Origin of the sequence: Aeromonas dhakensis (assembly GCF_000820305.1) — a bacterium.
GTDB classification, from domain to species: Bacteria; Pseudomonadota; Gammaproteobacteria; order Enterobacterales; family Aeromonadaceae; genus Aeromonas; species Aeromonas dhakensis.
Map to the genome: position 1 here is coordinate 40,477 of NZ_CDBH01000015.1, position 21,353 is coordinate 61,829.

Below are 21,353 nucleotides of genomic sequence, written 5' to 3' on the forward strand. Positions count from 1 at the left end.
GCTGAGGCTGCATGACGGCCACATCCATGGCAGTCGCGCATCGCACCCGTGCACTCAGGGCATAAAGACCCGTCTCCATACCGCAGGTGAACAGCCCTCATACATCTTCAACTCACGCCAGCTTGCCATCGAGCTCGGCAATCTTGGCAGACCAGTAGGCCGGCCCGGTCTCGTGGATATTGTTGCCCTGGGAGTCAACCGCCACGGTTACCGGCATGTCCTCGACTTCGAACTCATAGATGGCTTCCATGCCCAGATCGGCGAAGGCCACCACCCGCGCCTTCTTGATGGCCTTGGCCACCAGATAGGCGGCACCACCGACGGCCATCAGATAGACGGCCTGGTGCTGCTTGATGCTCTCGACCGTCTTGGGGCCCCGCTCGGACTTGCCGATCATGCCGATGAGGCCGGTTTCCCCCAGCATCATGTCGGTAAACTTGTCCATCCGGGTGGAGGTGGTCGGGCCGGCCGGGCCGACCACTTCGTCACGCACGGCATCGACCGGGCCCACGTAATAGATGAAGCGGTTGGTGAAATCGACCCCTTCCGGCAGCCCCTCACCTTTTTTCAACATGTCGGCAATGCGCTTGTGAGCGGCATCGCGACCGGTGAGGATCTTGCCGGAGAGCAGCACGGTATCCCCGCTCTTCCAGCTGGCGAGCTCTGCCTTGGTAATGCCGTCGACATTGACCCGGCGCACGTTGCCGCCGGCCGAACGGGTGATCTCCGGCCAATCTTCCAGTTTCGGCGGGGTCAGCTCGGCCGGGCCGGAACCATCCAGCTCGAAGTGGACATGGCGGGTGGCCGCGCAGTTGGGGATCATCACCACCGGCTTGGAAGCGGCATGGGTCGGGGCGGATTTCACCTTCACGTCCAGCACGGTCGTGAGGCCGCCGAGGCCCTGGGCACCGATGCCGAGCTTGTTGACCTTGTCGTAGAGCTCAACCCGCAATTTCTCCTCTGTGGTCTCGGGACCACGGGCGATCAGCTCCTGGATGTCGATGTGCTCCATCAACGCTTCCTTGGCCAGCACGGCCGCCTTCTCGGCAGTACCGCCGATACCGATGCCCAGCATGCCCGGCGGACACCAGCCGGCCCCCATGGTCGGCACTGTCTTGAGCACCCACTCGACGACGTCGTCGGAGGGGTTGAGCATCACCATCTTGGATTTGTTCTCGGAGCCGCCGCCCTTGGCCGCGATGCTCACTTCCACCTTGTTGCCCGGGATCATGTCGATGTGCACCACGGCCGGGGCGTTGTCTTTGGTGTTCTTGCGGCTGCCGGCGGGGTCGGCCAGCACAGAGGCTCGCAGCGGGTTGTCCGGGTTGGTGTAGGCACGGCGCGTCCCTTCATCCACCATCTCCTGCACCGTCATGTCGCTGTCCCACTGCACCTGCATGCCGATCTTGACGAAGCAGGTGACGATGCCTGTATCCTGGCAGAGCGGACGATGGCCTTCGGCGGACATGCGGGAGTTGATCAGGATCTGGGCCAGGGCATCCTTGGCGGCCGGGTTGATCTCCCGGTCATAGGCAGCCTTGGCGGCATGCACGAAATCGAGGGGGTGGTAGTAGGAGATGTACTGCAGGGCGTCGGCGATGGAATCGATAAAATCCTGTTTTTTAATGATGCTCATATCATCCTCACTGGTCCTTGTCTCCCGTGTGGGTTGGAGCAAGGGCTTCCATATGAGCCGTGCTTCGGTGGGGTGGTGCCAGGCGGTCTGCCTGTCTGCCCGATAAGACAACGGCGCGTTTTTTCTAAAAATTCCGGCGCCTATGATACGCTTGCCACCCCCGTACCGGCTAGGGAGCAGGCTGTAAACTGTTGCCTGTGTAACAAAAAATGAAACCAACGCTGCATATCCACCATTTTGAACACCAGATGGCGCTCCATGCGCTGTTCGCCCGCCTTCACCACCAGCCCTGGGCCATGTTGCTGGGATCCGCCGGCCCGCTGGGTGCGGATAACCGCTTCGATATCATCACCGCCGATCCGCTGGCCACCCTGCAGACCGACGGGGCGCTGACCCGCATCGAGCAGGGAGATCAACACGAGTCCAGTGAAGATGATCCGCTTACCCTGCTGGCCCGGTACCAGCGCGATCTGCTGGGAGAGATCACCAGTCAAGCGCCCCCCCTGCCCTTCATCGGCGGGGCGCTCGGCCTGTTTGGCTATGATCTGGGCCGCCGCTTCGAGCGTCTGCCGAACCTGGCCGCCCGCGACGTCACCATCCCTGACATGGCGGTCGGCATCTATGACTGGGCCCTGCTGCGGGAAGTGGCAACAGGCAAATGGCTGCTGGTGCACTGGGGCGACGAGGCCGGCCTTGCCCGCCGGCTGCAGTGGCTGGAGGCGCAGCACGAGCTTGCCGCAGACCCCTTCGCCCTTGCTGGCCCCTGGCGCAGCAACATGAGCCGCGCCGAATATGGCGACAAATTTGCCCGGGTGCAGGCCTATCTGGCGGCAGGGGATTGCTACCAGATCAACCTGACCCAGCGTTTCAGCGCCCCCTATCGGGGTGACGAGTGGCAAGCCTACCAGGCGTTGTCACGGGCCAACCGCGCTCCCTTCTCGGCCTTCCTGCGCTTGCCGCAAGGGGCCATCCTGAGCCTCTCGCCCGAGCGTTTCCTGCTGCTCGACCAGCGCCACATCGAGACCAAGCCCATCAAGGGTACTCGTCCGCGGCTGGCCGACCCTACGCTGGATCAGGCCAGTGCCCGCGAGCTGGCGGAGGCCGACAAGGACAGATCGGAAAATCTGATGATCGTGGATCTGCTGCGCAACGACATCGGCCGGGTGAGCCGGCCCGGTTCGGTCAGCGTGCCCAGCCTGTTTGCGGTGGAATCCTTCCCGGCGGTGCACCACCTAGTCTCCACCATCCACGGCGAACTGGATGCCCGCTGGCAGGGCGTGGATCTGCTGCGCGCCTGCTTCCCCGGTGGCTCCATCACAGGCGCCCCCAAGATCCGGGCCATGGAGATCATCGAGGAGCTGGAGCCCCAGCGGCGCAACGCCTACTGCGGCAGCATCGGCTACCTCAGCCAGCACGGCCGGATGGACACCAGCATCTGCATCCGCACCCTGATCGCCGCACAGGGCCAGCTCCACTGCTGGGCCGGCGGCGGCGTCATCGCCGACTCCGACGTGGACGACGAATATCAGGAAACCTATGACAAGGTGGCCCGCATCCTGCCACTGCTGGACGCACTGCGTTGAAAACCTGACAAAATGATCTCAGCGACTTGCAGGAGTGAAGAAGAATCGAGATGGAACGAGCAGAACTGCTGACCCGCTTTTTGTTGCAACGTCCCGCCCCCGCTCACCGGCTGACGGTGGCCGGGCTCAAGCCCGCCGCCGTGCTGCTGCCGCTGGTTGAACGGGCCGACGGCCTGCAATTGCTGCTGACCCGGCGCAGTCCGCACCTGCGTCACCACGCGGGACAGATAAGCTTCCCCGGTGGCAGGCAGGATCCGGATGACCGGGATCTGATCCACACGGCGCTGCGGGAAACCCAGGAAGAGCTGGGCATAGTCCCGGCCCAGATAGAGGTGCTTGGCACCCTCGCTCCCCTCAACACCGTCTCGCAATATGACGTGCTGCCGGTGCTGGGACTGGTGGCGGCCGACTATCAGCTCACCCTGAGCCGGGACGAGGTCGACCAGGCCTTCGAAGTGCCGCTCAACCACCTGCTGGATCCGCGCCATCATATCGCCCTGACCATTCCCAGAGCCGATCACCTGCATACCATCTACTGGATCCCCTGGCAGGACCATTTTATCTGGGGTGCAACCGCCAGCATGATCCGCCAGCTGTCACGGCAACTATCCAGATAACATATTGCCAACAAATGCCTGTGCAATATTCATGCGTTAACACTAAAATAACGTGATGTTTTATAAAAAATAATTGATTAATTCTTCTTTCGATCACATTTCCATAAAAGAGTGCGGTTTTCAGTCCCATAAAGGTGAATTTGATCAACATTTTTGATTAAAAAAACCGTATCCTTGCGCCGATCCTATAAAAACCACAATTCAGGGGTGAGACACATGTCTAATACTGTCACCGGCGCACAGGATGTTGCGACCTCACAGGAGCAAGGAATCCGCTCAGTCCAATCGCGTGGTTGGACCAAACAAGACACTCGCTGGGTAATCAGCCTGTTCGGTACCGCCGTCGGCGCCGGCATCCTGTTCCTGCCCATCAACGCCGGCATGGGCGGCTTCTGGCCGCTGGTGGTCATGGCGCTGCTGGTCGGCCCCATGACCTATCTGGCACACCGCGGCCTCGCCCGCTTCGTGCTCTCGTCAAGCAAACCCAATGCAGACATCACGGAAGTGGTGGAAGAGCACTTCGGCGTGGGTGCCGGCAAATTAATCACCCTGCTCTACTTCTTCGCCATCTACCCCATCGTGCTGATCTACGGGGTGGGCATCACCAATACCGTGGAAAGCTTCATGGTCAACCAGCTGCAGATGACGGCGCCGCCGCGCTGGATCCTCTCCATCGTGCTGATCATGGGCATGATGTCGGTGATGCTGGCTGGCGAGAAGCTGATGCTCAAAGTGACCGAGTTCCTGGTCTACCCGCTCATCGCCATCCTGGTGGGGATCTCCTTCTACCTGATCCCGGACTGGACCGGTGCCGCCCTCTCCCAGGTACCGTCCGGCAAGGACTTTGCCATCACCCTGTGGCTGACCATCCCGGTGCTGGTGTTCTCCTTCAACCACAGCCCGGCGATCTCCAGCTTCTCCCTGGCCCAGCGCCGCGATCACGGCGAGCAGGCGGTCGAGAAGTCTGACGCCATCCTCAAGCGCACCGCGACCATCCTGCTCGGTTTCGTGATGTTCTTCGTCTTCTCCTGCGTGATGAGCCTGACCCCGGCACAGCTGGCCGAGGCCAAGTCCCAGAACATTGCCGTGCTCTCCTACCTGGCCAACCAGCACTCAAGCCCCATCATCTCCTACTTCGGTCCGCTGGTGGCGTTCGTGGCCATCGTCTCCTCCTTCTTCGGCCACTACCTGGGTGCCCGTGAAGGCCTGAAGGGGATGATCGTCCAGAACCTGCGCAAGTCAGGCAAGGAGCCGAACCACAAGAAGGTCGAGATCTTCATCATCGCCTTCTTCATCCTGACCCTGTGGGGCACTGCTGTGATCAACCCCTCCATCCTCGGCATGATCGAGTCGATGGGCGGCCCCATCATCGCCACCATCCTGTTCATCATGCCGATGTACGCCATCAAGCGCGTGCCGGCCATGGCGAAATATCAGGGCCACATCAGCAACGCCTTCGTGGCCCTGATGGGGATGACTGCCATCTCCGCCATTCTCTACCAGCTGATCGGCTGACACTGACAGAGACCAGCAACAATGCCAGCCGGGTAACCGGCTGGCATTTTTTTATGGTGCAAGGCTGATTGCAGATCTTCACGAGGCAAAAAGAGATGCTCCCTTGAGAGCGAGTTGGCTGGTAAGCCACAACAACCCGGCCATGCCTGCTCACGTTTTCGCTCTGACGACCCACCCTGCTCGGGCTGGTGTATCGAGCCGCCGTCAAGCCGATCAACTCCTGCCGCATCATCCGAGACGGCAAAGCCCTCCCTCTTCCACGCTCGCACACCCCCTTCATCCAGACTCAGTGATATCTGCCGGGTTTCAGGTCGTGAAGCCTTCTTCTCTGTTTGCCGGGAGGGTTGCCAGGAGTCACGACAGCTACCCTACCCATCCGGGCGGCAATAAAAAACGCCCTCGAATGAGGGCGTTGTCGTTGTGATAGGAAGATACGGCTATCAGGCTTCGCTGTTGGGCACCGGCGAGATGTCCAGCAGGGTCTCATCTTCGGCCATGCAGGCCGCGGCGGTGAACAGCACGTCGGTGGAGCTGTTGAGGGCCGTCTCTGCGGAGTCCTGCAGCACGCCGATGATAAAGCCGACCGCCACCACCTGCATGGCGATGTCGTTGCTGATGCCAAACAGGCTGCATGCCAGCGGGATCAGCAGCAGGGAGCCGCCAGCCACACCGGAGGCGCCGCAGGCACTGACGGTCGCAACCACGGAGAGCAGAATGGCCGTCGCCGGATCCACGTCCATCCCCAGGGTGTGGACCGCCGCCATGGAGAGCACGGTAATGGTGATGGCCGCACCGGCCATGTTGATGGTGGCGCCCAGCGGGATGGAGACCGCGTAGGTATCCTCTGGCAGACGCAGTTTTTCGCACAGCGTCATGTTGACCGGAATGTTGGCGGCGGAGCTGCGGGTGAAGAAGGCGGTGACGCCGCTCTCTTTCAGGCAGGTCAGCACCAGCGGATAGGGGTTGCGGCGGATCTTCCAGAATACGATGAGCGGGTTGACCACGAAGGCGATGAACAGCATGCAGCCGATCAGCACCACCAGCAGTTGGGCATAGCCAAACAGGGCCTCAAAACCGGTTTCCGCCAGGGTGGAGGCTACCAGGCCCAGAATGCCGAGCGGTGCGCAGCGGATCACCGCTTTCACAATGGTGGAGACGCCGTGGGACAGGTCGGTGATCACCGCTTTGGTCCCCTCGCTGGCGTGGCGCATGGCGATGCCAAGGCCGATGGCCCAGGCCAGAATGCCGATGTAGTTGGCGTCCAGCAGCGCCTTGACCGGGTTGGTCACCACGTTGAACAGCAGGGTCTGCAGCACCTCGGTGATGCCGCCGGGCGGGGTGATCTCGGCACTGTTCGCCACCAGGTGCAGGTTGGTGGGGAACAGGAAGCTTGCAACCACGGCCACCGCAGCCGCCAGGAAAGTTCCCAGCAGATAGAGCAGCAGGATCGGCTTCATGTTGGTTTTTTGACCCTGCTTGTGGCCGATGATCGCCGCCATCACCAGTACGAAGACCAGCAGCGGCGCCACCGCCTTCAAGGCGCCGACGAACAGGCTGCCGAGCAGACCCGCCGCTTTGGCCCATTCCGGCATGAACATGGCAAGGAGGATACCGAAGACCAGACCGACCAGGATCTGGCTAACCAGGCTGGTGCTGTTGACCAGTCTTATGAGGGGGTGTTGTTGTGTCATCAAATAGTCCCTGAGCACCTAAGTGCGTGAATCATTAGTCCTGTTGGCAACCGCTACACCAGGCGACACCCATGTCACGGGCTGGCGTCGTCTGCCCCGGCAAGCCTTCTGTCGAGCCTGTCCGGAAACACACGGGGTTGCGGACAAGGAATATCCCATCTGCAGCCGCTTTTTTCCACAGAATCACTGAAAAATATCCGCTTCGCCTCACAAAAAACCTACAACACCGAGATAACACAATATCAACAACGCATCAAATGGATGCCATTTTCCCTCCCGATTGGCCGCCAGCCTCCACCCGGCGGTGGTATCATGACGGTTTTGCCGCGGAGCCTTTGCCATGATCTCATCCCTGTTGACCCGTCACTTTGGCTTCGATCGGTTGAGGCCAGGACAGGAAGAGGTGATCAGCCGGCTGCTGGCGGGCAAGAACGCCGCCGCCATCTTCCCCACCGGTTCAGGCAAATCCCTCTGCTATCAGTTGCCGGCACTGGCCCTGCCCCACCTGACCCTGGTGATCTCCCCCCTGATCGCACTGATGCACGATCAGCTCGCCTTTTTGCGCAGCAAGGGGATCGCCGCCGCCACCCTCGACTCCAGCCTGACAGCGGAGGAGAGCCGCCGGGTGATGCAGCAGGCCAACGACGGCCAGCTCAAGATCCTGATGATCTCGGTGGAGCGCCTCAAGAACGAGCGCTTTCGCCGCTTCATCCAGCAGGTGCCGCTGTCAATGCTGGTGGTGGACGAGGCTCACTGCATTTCGGAATGGGGCCACAACTTTCGCCCCGACTACCTCAAGCTGCCTGACTATCGCCGCGAACTGGCCATTCCCCAGGTGCTGCTGCTGACGGCAACCGCCACCCCGGCCGTGATGGCCGACATGCAGGCTAAATTCGACATCGAGGATGACGGGCTCATCGTCACCGGCTTTTATCGCGCCAACCTGGACCTAGCCGTCGTCTCCCTGCCCACCGAGGCGCGCGATGGCTGGCTGCATGGGGAACTGGCGCGCGATCCCGCCGCACCTACCATCATCTACGTCACCCTGCAACACACTGCCGAAACCTGTGCCGCCCAGTTGCAGCAGCGCGGGATCAGGGCCCGAGCCTATCATGCCGGGCTCGACGCCACCTTGCGCAGCCAGATCCAGCACGACTTCATGACCGGCAAGCTGGATTGCATCGTGGCCACCATCGCCTTTGGCATGGGCATCGACAAGGCCGATATTCGCCGGGTGATCCATTACGATCTGCCCAAGTCCATCGAAAACTACAGCCAGGAGATAGGCCGTGCCGGCCGCGACGGCCTGCCTTCCCGCTGCATCGTGCTGGCCAATCGCAGCCAGTTGCCGGTGCTGGAGAATTTCGTCTATGGCGACACTCCGGATCGCTCGGCCATCGTCGCGCTGCTCGAGATCCTGCTACAAAGCGGCAGCCAGTGGGAATTCAGCCTGCTGCGTCTGTCCAATGAGACCAACATCCGCCAGCTGCCGCTCAAGACCCTGCTGGTCTATCTGGAGATGGCGGGCATCATAGCCCCGGCCTACAGCTACTTTGCCGAGTACCGTTTCAAGTTCGTGCTGGAGAAAGCGGAGATCCTGGCCCGCTTCAATCCGGAGCGACGCCTGTTCCTGGAGCAGCTGTTCGCCTGCGCCCCGCAGGCCCGCAGCTGGTGCACCATGGACTTCGATGCGCTCTGGCAAAGCTATCAGGGGGAGCGGCACCGCGCGGCGGCGGCCTTGGACTACCTGCAGCAGCAGGGCTGGATCGAACTGGAAAGCAAGCAGATGACCGAGGTTTACCGGGTGCTGCGCCAGGAGATTGACGTAACTACCCTGGCCGATGAGCTGCACAGCTTGTTTGAAAAGAAAGAACAAAGCGAGCTGGCCCGTCTGCAGGCATTGCTGGGTTTCTTTACCTCAAGCAGTTGCCTGAGCCATGAACTGGCACGCTACTTTGCCGATCAGGCTGCGCCCACTCATTGCGGGCACTGCTCGGTCTGTCGGGGCGAGGTGGCAGAGCTCCCTCCCTTGCCTGGCCGGACACTGCCCAATGAACAGGGGCTAAAAGCCTGGTGCGATCCCCTGGTGGCCCTGTGTCACACCCGGCATCCGCGCGTCCTGACCCGCTTTCTGTGCGGCATCGCCACGCCGCTCACCACCCGGGTCAAGGCGAAAAGCCTGGCCGGATTTGGCCAGCTGGCATCCCACCCCTTCGCCGATGTGCTGGCGGCGGTTTCCCGCATTTATCCGGTCCACCACGATCACTAGCTCACCAAGCAGCGCCGATTGCGCTGAAAAAATAAGACCCTCGCATTTGCGAGGGTCAAGCCAACGGAAACGTGCTTAAACAGAGCTTTGTATCGGCAACCAGCCACTCTCTTGCTAAAGCGCTGACTGCCCGACACAAGGCCAATCTAGAGTAGTCGCAATGTAGCGTCAATGTAAAAATTAGAGCTAAAACACCAAACAATTGACTTTACGTGCACGTAAACGTAATGCCATTTCTGCTGCGTGGCGCGCTCCCCCTTGCCCTGACTGCGCTTGCGGCAGCCGGCCAGGAACAATGCGGTGCAGTTTCCATTTTTTGACAAACATTTATTTTTTATGTCTTTGACATTTGCCTCACTATCATGGCAAAAATAATTTAACAGTCAGTAACATAGGTGTGTCACTGATTGCGCCTTCCCGCATCGGGTCGGGAAGTACCCTTGCAAATTTAAACCAATAGTTGGTGATGGATTACTGGGGGCTGTTGACTAGGCTTAATGAGGTAAACAGAACAAAAGTAGTGATCCACTCTTTTCAGGGTAAGCGACTATAACGAGGGCAAAGTTATGGGCATCTTCGAGCATTATCAACAGCGATATGAGAAAGCCAGGGAAGAGGAATACAGCATCCAGGAGTTCCTGGATATGTGTAAACAGGACAAGTCCTGCTACGCCTCCGCCGCCGAACGTCTGCTGACCGCCATCGGTGAGCCTGAGATGGTCGACACCTCTGCCAATCCCAGACTCAGTCGTCTTTTTTCCAACCGCGTCGTGGCACGCTATCCCGCCTTCAAAGACTTCTACGGCATGGAAGAGGCCATCGAACAGATCGTCTCCTATCTCAAACACTCCGCCCAGGGGCTGGAAGAGAAGAAACAGATCCTCTATCTGCTGGGCCCGGTCGGCGGTGGTAAATCCTCGCTGGCAGAAAAACTCAAATCCCTGATGCAGAAGGTGCCTATCTATCGCATCAAGGGGTCACCGGTCAACGATCACCCCTTCTGCCTGTTCGACATCGAAGAAGATGGCGAGCTGCTGGAAAAAGAGTACGGCATCCCGCGCCGCTACCTGCGCCCTATCATGTCCCCCTGGGTCGCCAAGCGGCTGCACGAGTTTGGTGGCGACATCACCAAGTTCAAGGTGGAGAAGGTCAACCCCTCCATCCTCGACCAGATTGCCATCGCCAAGACCGAACCGGGCGATGACAACAACCAGGACATCTCCTCTCTGGTCGGCAAGGTGGACATCCGCATGCTGGAGCACTTCGCCCAGGATGACGCCGACGCTTACTCCTACTCAGGCGCACTGTGCAAGGCGAACCAGGGGATCATGGAGTTCGTCGAGATGTTCAAGGCCCCCATCAAGGTGCTGCACCCACTGCTGACCGCCACCCAGGAGGGCAACTACAACGGTACCGAGGGGCTATCCGCCCTCCCCTTCGACGGCATCCTGCTGGCTCACTCCAACGAATCCGAGTGGCAGCAGTTCCGCAACAACAAGAATAACGAGGCCTTCCTCGACCGGGTCTACATCGTCAAGGTGCCTTACTGCCTGCGGGTGTCGGAAGAGGTGAAGATCTACGAGAAGCTGCTGGTCAACAGTGAGCTGACCGATGCCAAGTGCGCCCCGGGGACCCTGGAGCTGCTGGGCCAGTTCTCCGTGTTGTCGCGCCTCAAGGAGCCGGAAAACTCCAGCATCTACTCCAAGATGCGGGTCTATGACGGCGAAAGCCTCAAAGACACAGATCCCAAGGCGAAGAGTTATCAGGAGTACCGCGATTACGCCGGCGTCGACGAGGGGATGAATGGCCTCTCCACCCGCTTTGCGTTCAAGATCCTCTCCCGCGTCTTCAACTTCGATCACGCGGAAGTGGCGGCCAACCCGGTACACCTCTTCTATGTGCTGGAGCAGCAGATCGAGCGCGAGCAGTTCCCGCAGGAGCTACACGACCGCTACCTTGAGTTCATCAAGGGCTATCTGACCCCGCGCTACGTGGAGTTCATCGGCAAGGAGATCCAGACCGCCTACCTCGAGTCCTACTCCGAGTACGGTCAGAACATCTTCGATCGCTATGTCACCTACGCCGATTTCTGGATCCAGGATCAGGAGTACCGTGACCCCGAGACCGGCCAGCTGTTTGACCGTGCATCCCTCAACAGCGAGCTGGAGAAAATTGAAAAACCCGCCGGGATCAGCAACCCGAAGGATTTCCGCAACGAAATCGTCAACTTCGTGCTGCGTGCCCGCGCCAACAATGCAGGCCGTAACCCCAACTGGACCAGTTACGAGAAGCTGCGCACCGTGATCGAGAAGAAGATGTTCTCCAACACGGAAGAGCTGCTGCCGGTTATCTCCTTCAACAGCAAAACCTCGGCCGAGGAGCAGAAGAAGCACGATAACTTTGTCGAACGGATGATGGAGAAAGGCTACACCCGCAAACAGGTGCGTCTGCTCTCCGAGTGGTATCTCAGGGTACGCAAGTCATCCTGACCCTGACTGTTCAAGGGGGAGTTATGGCGCATTTTATCGACCGCAGGCTCAACGGTAAAAACAAAAGCGCTGTCAATCGGCAGCGCTTCATCCGCCGCTACAAGAAGCAGATCAAACAAGCGGTCTCTGATGCTGTCTCCAAGCGCAGCATTCAGGACGTGGATACCGGCGAGAGCATCAGCATCCCGACCAAGGACATCGGCGAGCCCCATTTCCATCAGGGGCAAGGCGGTAAACGGGAGATGGTGCACCCCGGCAACGACCAGTTCGTCTCCGGCGACAAGATTGACCGCCCCAAGGGAGGAGGTGGCGGTCAGGGCTCCGGCGAGGGGCAGGCTTCCAATCAGGGAGAGGGGGCGGACGACTTCGTCTTCCAGATCTCCAAGGATGAGTATCTGGACCTGCTGTTTGAAGATCTGGAATTGCCGAGGCTGCAAAAAACCCAGCTCAATCAGCTGATGGAAGTCAAAACCTACCGGGCGGGTTACACCTCCAACGGGGTGCCCGCCAACATCAACGTGGTGCGTTCACTGCAAAACTCGCTGGCCCGCCGCATGGCGCTGCAGGCAGGCAAGAAACGCCAACTGCACGAACTGGAGGATCGTCTCGCCCTGTTGGCCGCCGATCCCAACGAACACTTTGCGGAGATGGCCCAGCTCGAAAAAGAGATCCGTGAGCTGAAGAGGCGGATCGATGCGGTGCCCTTTATCGACACCTTCGATCTCAAGTTCAACAACTTCGTCAAACGGCCCGTGCCTTCCAGCCAGGCGGTGATGTTCTGCCTGATGGACGTGTCAGGCTCCATGGATCAGGCCACCAAGGAGATGGCCAAGCGTTTCTATATCCTGCTCTATCTGTTCCTGAGCCGGACCTACAAGAACGTCGAAGTGGTCTACATCCGTCACCACACCCAGGCCAAGGAAGTGGACGAGCACGAATTTTTCTACTCCCAGGAGACGGGCGGCACCATAGTCTCCAGTGCGCTCAAGATGATGAACGACATCATCAACGAACGTTACCCCGCCAACCAGTGGAACATCTACGCAGCACAGGCGTCAGATGGTGACAACTGGGCCGACGACTCGCCGCAGTGCCGGGAGATCCTGGTGCGGGACATCATGCCGCGGGTGCGGTACTACTCCTACATCGAGATCACCACCCGTGCTCACCAGACCCTGTGGCACGAGTATGAGTCGGTCGCCAGCCAGTTCCCCCACTTCGCGATGGAGCATATTCGCAAGGTCGAGGATATCTATCCGGTATTCCGGGAGCTGTTCAAGAAGCAAGCGGCTTGAGGGAGGTCATATGGTAGAAACCGCAAGAAAAGTAGCGCCGCTGGACGATGGCCCGGACTGGAACTTCGACCTGCTGGACATTTACCATCAAGAAATAGCCCGGGTCGCCAAATTCTATCGACTGGACACCTACCCCAACCAGATAGAGGTGATCACGGCGGAGCAGATGATGGATGCCTACTCCAGCGTCGGCATGCCCATCGGTTATCAGCACTGGTCATTCGGCAAGCGCTTCATCCATACCGAGCGCAACTACAAGCGTGGCCAGATGGGGCTGGCCTACGAGATCGTCATCAACTCCGATCCCTGCATCGCCTATCTGATGGAGGAGAACACCATGCCGATGCAGGCCCTGGTGATGGCCCACGCCTGCTACGGCCACAACTCCTTCTTCAAGAACAACTATCTGTTCAAGGCCTGGACAGATGCCTCTTCCATCATCGACTATCTGCTGTTTGCCAAGAACTACATCACCGAATGCGAAGAGAAGCACGGCATCGACGCGGTGGAGAAACTGCTCGACTCCTGCCATGCGCTGATGAACTTCGGGGTGGATCGTTACAAGCGGCCTCAGAAGATCTCCATGGCCGAAGAGAAGCGACGCCAGAAGGCGCGGGAAGACTATCTGCAGACCCAGGTCAACGAGCTGTGGCGCACCCTGCCCAAACAGCACAAGGCCTCCGGGGTGGAAGACAGGCGCTACCCTGCCGAGCCGCAGGAGAACATTCTCTATTTCATCGAGAAGAATGCCCCCCTGCTGGAGCCCTGGCAGCGCGAGATCGTACGTATCGTGCGCAAGATCAGCCAGTACTTCTACCCGCAGAAACAGACCCAGGTGATGAACGAAGGGTGGGCCACCTTCTGGCACTACACCATCCTCAATCACCTCTATGACGAGGGCAAGATAAGCGATCGCTTCATGATCGAGGTACTGCACAGCCACACCAACGTGGTCTATCAGCCCCCCTACAACAGTCGCTACTACTCGGGGATCAACCCCTACGCCCTCGGTTTTGCCATGTTCACCGATCTGCGCCGCATCTGCGAGCACCCGACCGAGGAGGACAGATACTGGTTCCCCGACTACGCCGGCAGCAACTGGGTGGAGACGCTGCATTTCGCCATGCAGAACTTCAAGGACGAGAGCTTCATCAGCCAGTTCCTGAGTCCCAAGGTGATGCGCGACATGAAGCTGTTTGCCATCGATGACGACGATCTGAAGAACTACCTGAAGGTCTCGGCCATCCACAATGACGAAGGCTATCGTCAGGTGCGCAACACCCTGTCAGCCCAGTACAACCTGAGCAATCTGGAGCCCAACATCCAGGTCTACAACGTGGCGGTGAAGGGGGATCGCTCCCTCACCCTGCGCTATGTGCCACACAACCGGATCCCGCTGGGGGACTCCCGTCACGAGGTGCTCAAGCACCTGCACCAGCTCTGGGGCTTCGATGTGATACTGGAGCAGGACAATGGTGAACTGCCTCCCGACATCATAGGGCGCTGCCCGGAGAAGAAACCGGTCTGATCCCCTCACCTTGCAGCCATAAAAAAACGCGCCAATCGGCGCGTTTTTCTTGCATCAGAACAGGCTCAGTTGTCGCAGAGATTGCTCGGCATGTCCTGGCGCAGACGGGTCCAGAGTTTGCCGGACTCGATGCCGTATTGGCGCACCGTCATGAACACGGCTTCGTGATTCTTGGTCTCGGCCAGGTTAAGCAGGGTCTTGTAGTAGGCATCCGCGGTTTCACGCGCCTGCTTGTCGGAGAAGTAGTAGCGGCCAACCCGGCTGTACAGCCCTTTGAAACCGTTCAGGATCAAGGCGTAGATGGGGTTGCCGGAGGCGAACGACAGCTGATGGTGCAACCGGTAGTCGAAGTCCGCATAGGCTTCGGCGCTGTTCTCCACCTCGGCAGCGCCGCGCAGGATTTCGGCGGCCTGCTCCGGGTTGTTGCGGATCGCGCCACGAATGAAGATGGTGCAGATGTTGGTACGCGCCGACAGCAGCTGAGCCACCAGATCCGGTACCTTGTCCTGATCGAGGCGAGCCAGGGTCTCCAGAATGTTGAGTCCCGAGGTCTCCCAGAAGTTGTTCACCTTGGTCGGTTTGCCATGCTGGATGGTGAGCCAGCCATCGCGGGCCAGACGCTGCAGCACTTCACGCAAGGTGGTTCGGGTCACGCCAATCAGCTCGGACAGCTCGCGCTCGGCCGGCAAGATGGATCCTGGAGGAAAGCGATTGTTCCAGATGGACTCGATGATGTATTCCTCGGCAAACCCTGCGGGGCTCTGCGCTTTTATGACCATGTAGTGACTCTGTTGTAGTACGTAAAAAAGGCTCACGAATAATAGCAAAGCAGGGAGGGCTGGCAAGCAGAAGGTCAGTCCTCTGCTCACATCGGCGGGTGATTTTGTTAAAAAAATGTATTTCAGCCGGCAATAGGTGCCAGCCAACCCCTGTGTTGTCCATAAAACCACCATACTCATGGGCAAGGGCGACTATGTTATTTATAGTTAATGCTCTTTTTGATTAAAATCATGAGGAATCAATCTGATAAGGGACAACATCCGGATGTTCTGGTCGAGCCTGTCTTGACTGCATAGACGCAGATACCAACCACAAAACAGAGACCCATTATTATGCCAATCAGCTTAGGGCAAGCCTTTGCCAGGAACTTTCTAGGCAACGCCCCCCAGTGGTACAAGGCCGCTATTCTTCTATTCCTGCTGATCAACCCGATCGCCTTTTATCTCGATCCCTTCATGGCCGGCTGGCTGCTGGTCGTCGAGTTCATTTTCACCCTGGCCATGGCCCTCAAGTGCTATCCGCTGCAACCCGGCGGCCTGCTGGCCATCGAGGCAGTGCTGATCGGCATGACCTCGGCACAGCAGGTCAAACACGAACTGGTCGCCAATATCGAAGTGCTGCTGCTGCTGGTGTTCATGGTGGCCGGCATCTACTTCATGAAGCAGCTGCTGCTCTACGTGTTCACCAAGCTGCTGATCCGGATCCGCTCCAAAACGATGCTATCCTTGGCGTTTTGTCTGGTCTCCGCCTTCCTGTCAGCCTTCCTCGATGCCCTCACCGTGATTGCCGTGGTGATCAGCGTCGCCACCGGCTTCTACGCCATCTATCACAAGGTCTCCTCCGGCAAGGAGTTTGGCCACTCCCACGATTACACCGATGATGGCACCGTCAACGAGCTCAATCGTCAGCACCTGGATGACTTCCGTGCCTTCCTGCGCAGCCTGATGATGCATGCCGCCATCGGTACTGCCCTCGGTGGCGTCTGCACCCTGGTGGGAGAGCCCCAGAACCTGATCATCGGTGAACAGGCCGGCTGGAACTTCGTCGAATTCGCCATTCGCATGTCTCCGGTCACGGTTCCGGTGTTTATCTGCGGTCTGCTGACCTGCGTCCTGGTCGAAAAGTGTCGCTGGTTTGGCTATGGCGCCAAATTGCCGGACGCGGTACGTCGCATCATGGAGGATTACAACCGTTATGAAGAGGCTGAGCGCACCGCTCAGGACAAGGCCAAGCTGATCGTGCAGGCGGTGATCGCCCTCTGGCTCATTCTGGGGCTTGCCCTGCACCTGGCGGCGGTGGGTCTCATCGGTCTGTCGGTCATCGTACTGGCCACCTCCCTCACCGGCATCACCGAAGAGCACTCCCTCGGCAAGGCATTCCAGGAGGCACTGCCCTTTACCGCCCTGCTGGCCGTCTTCTTCAGCGTGGTCGCCGTCATCATCGATCAGCAGCTGTTCAAGCCGGTGATCCAATGGGTACTGGCGGCCGAGCCGGACGCCCAGCTCGCGCTCTTCTACCTGGCCAACGGCCTGCTCTCCATGGTCAGTGACAACGTCTTCGTCGGCACCGTCTACATCAACGAGGTGAAGACCGCCCTGCTCAACAATGCCATCAGCCGCGAGCAGTTTGAACTGCTGGCGGTGGCCATCAACACCGGTACCAACCTGCCGTCAGTAGCCACCCCCAACGGCCAGGCTGCCTTCCTGTTCATGCTGACGTCGGCACTGGCGCCGCTGCTGCGCCTCTCCTACGGCCGGATGGTGTGGATGGCGCTGCCCTATACCCTGGTGCTGGGTCTGGTGGGTTTCTTCTCGGTGGAGTTTCTGCTCGGCCCGCTCACCGACTGGTACTATCAGGCCGGCTGGTTGACGCTCGACAACGCCGCGCCTGCGGTACTGTCCGCACTCTACTGAGTGCCATGAGGGCCCGCCTGGGCCCTTTCTTTTTGGCCCCTGCTCTGCTCTAATTCAGCCACTGTTTTTTCTGTGAGATCAACCAGATGATTGAGTTTCTGCGCCGTATAGCCGCCCATCGCCTGGCATGGGGCCTGCTTGCAGCCTCCGCCCTGTTCCTCGAGTTGAGCGCCCTCTTCTTCCAGCACGTGCTGGGTCTGCATCCCTGCGTCATGTGCATCTATGAGCGGCTCGCCACTCTCGGGGTCCTCATGGCGGCGCTGCTCGGCATGGTGGCTCCGCAGAAATGGTATGTGCGCTGGAGCGCCCTGCTGATGTGGGGCGCCAGTGCCTTCTGGGGCCTGAAACTGGCGCTCAAGCATGTGGACTATCAGGTGAACCCCTCTCCCTTCAATGTCTGCGAAGGGTTTGTCGACTTCCCGAGCTGGGCACCGCTGGATCAGTGGATCCCCTGGATGTTCTTCCCGGATGGCGACTGCAGCGAGGTCAGCTGGCAGTTCCTGAGCTTCTCCATGCCCCAGTGGCTGGTGGCCATCTTCGCCGCCTACTTGCTGGTGTTCGTTGTGGTGGCCATCGGCAACCTGGTCAAGGGGCGCTGCTGCAACTAGGTCGGATCAACATCATCCGTCGCGAAAAGGGAGCCAGTGGCTCCCTTTTTCATGAAGACTGCGGGCGGCGTCTTGAGCTCTGATATCGCTCTTCAACGTCTCGCTCCCCTGCCAGCCATCCTGGTGACTGCCTGCTTGCTCGCCGATTGGCCTTTCCTCCAGGCTCATCAGTGAGAAATCAGTAATCAGCACCATGCTCAAACAAAAAAGGGAGCCTGCGGCTCCTTCTCATGACACGGCCAACAAGGCTGACTCAGGAAGCCACCTTGCCGGCGTTGAGCTTGGCTTTCACCATGCCGATCACCATGGGCAGCAGCGAGATACCGATGATGCCGAAGATGAGCAGGGTAAAGTTCTGACGCACCACCGGCAGGTTGCCGAAAAAGTGGCCGGCGTAGACAAAGGAGATCACCCACAAGAGCCCTCCCACCAGATTGAACGCCAGGAAGCGCGGATAGGTCATGGCCCCCATGCCCGCCACGAAGGGGGCGAAGGTGCGCACTATGGGCAGGAAGCGGGTGATGATGATGGTCTTGCCGCCGTGTCTGGCGTAGAAGGCGTGGGTCTTGTCCAGATAGTCCCGCCGGAAGATCTTGGAGTCCGGGTTGCGAAACAGCTGCTCGCCGAAGAAGTGACCTATGGTGTAGTTCACCACGTTGCCGAGCACGGCAGCGATGATCAACACGGCCGCCAGGGTGTGCACGTCCAGCACGCTGCCCACGGTGAGGGCACCGGCGGCAAACAGCAGGGAGTCACCCGGCAGGAAGGGGGTGACCACCAGTCCGGTCTCGCAGAAGATGATGAGAAACAGGATGGCGTAAACCCAGATACCGTAGTTTTCAAACAGCTCTTTCAGATGCACGTCAACGTGCAGGATAAAGTCGATTGCAAAGAGGATCAGATCCATTTTTCCATACTCATGATGTGAACGGCGTGGAGTCTACGCCAATGCCAGGCAGGCCACAATCGCTGTGGACTGCCTCCTGTGCTCGCCGCCAGGCGTCGCTCGAATGAAACCGTTTATCCCGCCTCAGCCTCCCCCCGATATCGCAAACCTGTCGTGCCCTGACCGCTCAGGAGACGCTCTCCAGATCCTTTCGCACCGGCGCCGGCAGACAGCGCTCCCAGCCCCACAAGAGGAGCAACAACAGGGTGGCATCATCAAGCCAGCCGACCAGCGGCACCAGGTCGGGCACCAGATCCGCCGGGCTGATGCCGTAGAGCAGCACCAGGATCACTAGCCCCCTGGCCCACCAGGGAGTGGCAGGATGGCGAAAGCCCTGATAGAGGCGACGCAACCGCCGCCAGATGAGCCAGCGTCGGGCGCTCATGACTCGATCAGCTCGCCGCGCAGCCGCTGGATCTGATCCCGCAGCGCCGCCGCCTGTTCGAACTCCAAATCTCGCGCATGCTGGAACATCTGCTCTTCCATCCGTTTGATCTCCTTGGCGATCTCGCTGGCGGAGCGGGCGTGGTACTCCCCTTGCGGCTCGGCGGCCTTGCGGCTCCCCTTGCCGGCCTTGCCCGTGGTGCGGCTGCCCCCCATGTCCATCACATCGCCGATGGACTTGTTGAGCCCCTTCGGCGTGATGCCGTGCTCCAGGTTGTGGGCGTGCTGCAGGGCGCGGCGCCGCTCGGTCTCTTCAATCGCCACCTTCATGGAGTTGGTGATGGTATCCCCGTAGAGGATCACCTTGCCGTTGAGGTTGCGCGCCGCCCGGCCTATGGTCTGGATAAGCGAACGGGTGGAGCGCAGGAAGCCCTCTTTATCAGCATCCAGGATGGCCACCAGGGAGACCTCCGGCATGTCGAGGCCTTCGCGCAGCAGGTTGATGCCCACCAGCACGTCGAATTTGCCCAGACGCAGGTCGCGGATGATCTCCACCCGTTCCACGGTATCGATGTCCGAGTGCAGATAGCGCACCCGCACCTCGTGATCCGCCAGGTATTCGGTCAAGTCCTCCGCCATCCGTTTGGTAAGCGTCGTCACCAGCACCCGCTCCTCCACCGCTACCCGCTTGCGGATCTCGGAGAGCAGATCGTCCACCTGGGTGCTGACCGGCCGCACTTCCACCTCGGGGTCGAGCAGACCGGTTGGGCGCACCACCTGCTGCACCACATCGCCGCCGGATTTGTCCAGCTCGTAAGGGCCTGGGGTCGCCGAGACGAACACCGTCTGCGGCATCAGCGCCTCGAACTCGTCGAACTTGAGCGGCCGGTTATCCAGCGCCGACGGCAGCCGGAAGCCGTACTCCACCAGAGTCTCCTTGCGGGATCTGTCCCCTTTGAACATGGCGCCGATCTGCGGCACGGTGACGTGGGATTCGTCGATGATGAGCAGGCCATCCCCCGGCAGATAGTCGAACAGGGTGGGCGGCGGTTCCCCCGGCGCGCGGCCGGAGAGGTAGCGGCTGTAGTTCTCGATGCCGGAGCAGTAGCCCAGCTCCTGCATCATCTCCATGTCGAACTGGGTGCGCTGGCTGATGCGCTGCTCTTCCACCAGCTTGTTGAGGGACAACAGCTGCTCGCGCCGACCCTTGAGCTCCTCCTTGATGTGCTCGATGGCCCCCAGGATGGTCTCGCGCGGGGTGGCGTAGTGGGTCTTGGGGTAGATGGTGTAGCGCACCACCGTCTGCTCGATGGCGCCGGTCAGCGGATCGAACAGGGAGAGGCGCTCCACCTCCTCGTCAAACAGCTCCACCCGCAGGGCCAGCTTGTCCGATTCTGCGGGGTAGATGTCCATCACCTCCCCCCGCACCCGGAAGGTGCCGCGCTGGAAGGCCATGTCGTTGCGGGTGTATTGCAGCTCGGCGAGGCGACGCAATATGTCCCGCTGGTTGATGACGTCCCCCACTTTGAGGTGCAGCATCATGCTGAGGTAGGCTTGCGGATCCCCCAGGCCGTAGATGGCCGACACCGAGGCGACGATCACCACGTCGCGCCGCTCCAGCAGCGCCTTGGTGGCCGACAGCCGCATCTGCTCGATGTGATCGTTGATGGAGGCATCCTTCTCGATGAAGGTGTCGGTGGTCGGCACATAGGCCTCGGGCTGGTAGTAGTCGTAATAAGAGACGAAATACTCCACCGCGTTGTCGGGGAAGAACTCCTTCATCTCTCCGTAGAGCTGGGCTGCCAGGGTCTTGTTGGGAGCCAGGATCATGGTCGGGCGGTTGAGAGTCGCGATCACATTGGCCATGGTGAAAGTCTTGCCCGAACCGGTCACCCCGAGCAGGGTCTGATGGGCAAGGCCGGACTCGATACCGTCGAGCAGCTGGGCAATGGCCCTCGGTTGATCCCCGGCGGGTTGAAACTGGCTGGCCAGCTTGAATAACTTGCTCATGACGACTCCCGGCAAAAAATACGCAAGAGCAGAAGTGTACTCCGAGATGGGGTGGCCTGGGTATCCACTCTGGCAGAAGAAGCGGCTAT

Annotated in this window: 15 protein-coding genes; 9 read left to right on the forward strand and 6 right to left on the reverse strand. The window is 59.8% G+C overall.

Annotated features, from left to right (window positions below):
* Window positions 1–112: 112 nt before the first annotated feature.
* Complete coding sequence (locus tag BN1143_RS01265) at window positions 113–1,636, reverse strand: fumarate hydratase (RefSeq protein ID WP_010634118.1); 1,524 nt, start codon at window positions 1,634–1,636, stop codon at window positions 113–115.
* A 248-nt stretch (window positions 1,637–1,884) separates the two neighbouring features.
* On the opposite strand from BN1143_RS01265, the gene pabB reads away from it, so the two are divergent.
* From pabB to BN1143_RS01280, 3 genes are all read left to right on the forward strand, one after another.
* Window positions 1,885–3,219: an aminodeoxychorismate synthase component 1 gene (gene pabB / locus BN1143_RS01270; RefSeq protein ID WP_042049362.1), complete on the forward strand. Its 1,335-nt coding sequence runs from the start codon at window positions 1,885–1,887 to the stop codon at window positions 3,217–3,219.
* 50 nt (window positions 3,220–3,269) lie between these two features.
* Window positions 3,270–3,836 carry a CoA pyrophosphatase gene (locus BN1143_RS01275; protein WP_005300376.1) on the forward strand — a complete coding sequence of 189 codons (567 nt, stop codon included), beginning with the start codon at window positions 3,270–3,272 and terminating at the stop codon, window positions 3,834–3,836.
* Window positions 3,837–4,052: 216 nt separating this feature from the next.
* Window positions 4,053–5,351, forward strand: coding sequence for a serine/threonine transporter (locus BN1143_RS01280; protein ID WP_042049363.1), 1,299 nt, complete (start codon window positions 4,053–4,055; stop codon window positions 5,349–5,351).
* A 440-nt stretch (window positions 5,352–5,791) separates the two neighbouring features.
* Here BN1143_RS01280 and sstT read toward each other — a convergent pair whose 3' ends face one another.
* Window positions 5,792–7,042 (reverse strand): serine/threonine transporter SstT, encoded by a 1,251-nt coding sequence (sstT, locus tag BN1143_RS01290; protein ID WP_010634121.1) that lies wholly within the window; start codon window positions 7,040–7,042, stop codon window positions 5,792–5,794.
* 340 nt (window positions 7,043–7,382) lie between these two features.
* On the opposite strand from sstT, the gene BN1143_RS01295 reads away from it, so the two are divergent.
* The 4 genes from BN1143_RS01295 to BN1143_RS01310 all read left to right on the forward strand — a co-directional run bounded on the left by BN1143_RS01295 (window position 7,383) and on the right by BN1143_RS01310 (window position 14,623).
* Window positions 7,383–9,311: a RecQ family ATP-dependent DNA helicase gene (locus BN1143_RS01295; RefSeq protein WP_042049365.1), complete on the forward strand. Its 1,929-nt coding sequence runs from the start codon at window positions 7,383–7,385 to the stop codon at window positions 9,309–9,311.
* A 566-nt stretch (window positions 9,312–9,877) separates the two neighbouring features.
* A complete protein-coding gene (locus BN1143_RS01300; protein ID WP_005300364.1) occupies window positions 9,878–11,800 on the forward strand; it encodes a PrkA family serine protein kinase in 1,923 nt (640 codons plus the stop codon).
* Window positions 11,801–11,823: 23 nt separating this feature from the next.
* Window positions 11,824–13,095, forward strand: coding sequence for a YeaH/YhbH family protein (locus BN1143_RS01305; RefSeq protein ID WP_017782662.1), 1,272 nt, complete (start codon window positions 11,824–11,826; stop codon window positions 13,093–13,095).
* Window positions 13,096–13,105: 10 nt separating this feature from the next.
* Entirely contained in the window at window positions 13,106–14,623 is a 1,518-nt protein-coding gene (locus BN1143_RS01310; RefSeq protein ID WP_005300359.1) for a SpoVR family protein, read from the forward strand.
* A gap of 65 nt (window positions 14,624–14,688) precedes the next feature.
* On the opposite strand, the gene fadR is transcribed toward BN1143_RS01310, so the two are convergent.
* The gene (fadR, locus tag BN1143_RS01315) at window positions 14,689–15,402 is read right to left on the reverse strand and encodes a fatty acid metabolism transcriptional regulator FadR (RefSeq protein ID WP_005300356.1); all 714 of its coding nucleotides are present in this window, start codon (window positions 15,400–15,402) and stop codon (window positions 14,689–14,691) included.
* A gap of 333 nt (window positions 15,403–15,735) precedes the next feature.
* Here fadR and nhaB point away from each other — a divergent pair, with 333 nt between their 5' ends.
* On the forward strand, window positions 15,736–17,316 hold the full coding sequence (gene nhaB, locus BN1143_RS01320; protein ID WP_005300353.1) for a Na(+)/H(+) antiporter NhaB: 1,581 nt from the start codon (window positions 15,736–15,738) through the stop codon (window positions 17,314–17,316).
* A gap of 86 nt (window positions 17,317–17,402) precedes the next feature.
* Window positions 17,403–17,924 carry a disulfide bond formation protein DsbB gene (gene dsbB / locus BN1143_RS01325; RefSeq protein WP_005300350.1) on the forward strand — a complete coding sequence of 174 codons (522 nt, stop codon included), beginning with the start codon at window positions 17,403–17,405 and terminating at the stop codon, window positions 17,922–17,924.
* Window positions 17,925–18,177: 253 nt separating this feature from the next.
* On the opposite strand, the gene BN1143_RS01335 is transcribed toward dsbB, so the two are convergent.
* The 3 genes from BN1143_RS01335 to uvrB form a co-directional block, all read right to left on the reverse strand.
* The gene (locus BN1143_RS01335; RefSeq protein ID WP_005300347.1) at window positions 18,178–18,831 is read right to left on the reverse strand and encodes a DedA family protein; all 654 of its coding nucleotides are present in this window, start codon (window positions 18,829–18,831) and stop codon (window positions 18,178–18,180) included.
* Between the two features lie 166 nt (window positions 18,832–18,997).
* The gene (locus tag BN1143_RS01340; RefSeq protein WP_010634127.1) at window positions 18,998–19,255 is read right to left on the reverse strand and encodes a YkvA family protein; all 258 of its coding nucleotides are present in this window, start codon (window positions 19,253–19,255) and stop codon (window positions 18,998–19,000) included.
* A complete protein-coding gene (gene uvrB, locus BN1143_RS01345; protein ID WP_042049367.1) occupies window positions 19,252–21,264 on the reverse strand; it encodes an excinuclease ABC subunit UvrB in 2,013 nt (670 codons plus the stop codon). The genes BN1143_RS01340 and uvrB overlap by 4 nt, the downstream gene beginning before the upstream one ends.
* Between the last annotated feature and the right edge of the window lie 89 nt (window positions 21,265–21,353).